We start from the raw sequence: 1,016 nt of genomic DNA, 5'->3' as shown, positions 1-1,016 counted from the left end.
TACGATCGGTGCCCGGAAACGTTCTTCTCTGCGATCATGCTCGCCGCAACCGTCTTGTTCTGGCTATGATCAAGAACGAGTCCTGAGCCTAGCAACAGACATTTTTTCGTGCGGGTTGTCCACCCGGACAATGTCGCCACACAGGGCAGCGCAGGCGTCAGTCAGCGGACCTGCGAGGAAGGCGCACTGGTCGGGTGCGCTAGGCCCGGAGTGTTGTCAGAATGCGGATAGTGCAGGCAGCCGTAGGACAAGCAGATCGCCATCCAGAAGAAGAAGGGCGTGCTGGTCGACCGCGCGCGCGCCGAGACGCTGGTGTTTAGCCTCGCGCGCCAGGAGCGCGATACATGGGTCACATGGCCCACCCGCGTGGCAGCCCTGATGGCCGCGCAATTGTCCGCAGAGATGGAGAAGGCCTTCGACCTCGTAGATCGCATTCGTGCCATCCGGGGCAGCAAACCCGTCTGGGCCTTCGTGGCCGAACACGCCTTCTCGGCCGGGTATGCGCTGGCATCTCAGGCCGACCGGATCCTGCTGCCGCGCACCGGCGCGCTGGGCGGCATCGGCGTCGTGGTGCTCCATGCCGACCTCAGCGGCCAGCTGGACCAGGACGGGGTGCGGGTGACGCTGATCCATTCCGGCCGCCACAAGGTCGATGGCAACCCCTACCAGCCCCTGCCCGAGGGCGTGCGCGACGACATCCAGCGCGAGATCGACGTGCTGCGGTTTCTCTTCGCGGAAACCGTGGCCGCTGGCCGCGCCGGTCGGCTGGGTGCTGCCCTCGATGGCCATCGAGGTCGCCATGCCCGAGGTGCCGCGCTTTGCCATGTACGCGGGCTGCGTCGTCGACCAGCTCTCGTTCCAGATGCAGCGCGCGGGGCTGGCCGCGACCGCAGCGGTGGGTATGATCTTTGGTGTGACGGTCGGTGAACTGGCCCCCTTTTTGACCGGACACTTGGGCATGACCATGGAGGCTTAGGCATATGCCTGAGCACGTGCTTATGTCTGAGATAGAGATC

At 64.9% G+C, this 1,016-nt stretch carries 1 pseudogene; it reads left to right on the top strand.

What is annotated here, in order from left to right:
* Nucleotides 1-408 precede the first annotated feature (408 nt).
* Nucleotides 409-768, top strand: a pseudogene (locus tag EV216_RS18095) (S49 family peptidase); the annotation flags it as partial.
* Nucleotides 769-1,016 lie beyond the last annotated feature (248 nt).

Origin of the sequence: Rhodovulum steppense (assembly GCF_004339675.1) — a bacterium.
Lineage (GTDB): Bacteria > Pseudomonadota > Alphaproteobacteria > Rhodobacterales > Rhodobacteraceae > Rhodovulum > Rhodovulum steppense.
Note: the sequence above shows the minus strand (reverse complement) of the source record. Positions and strands in the feature narration are given on the sequence as shown.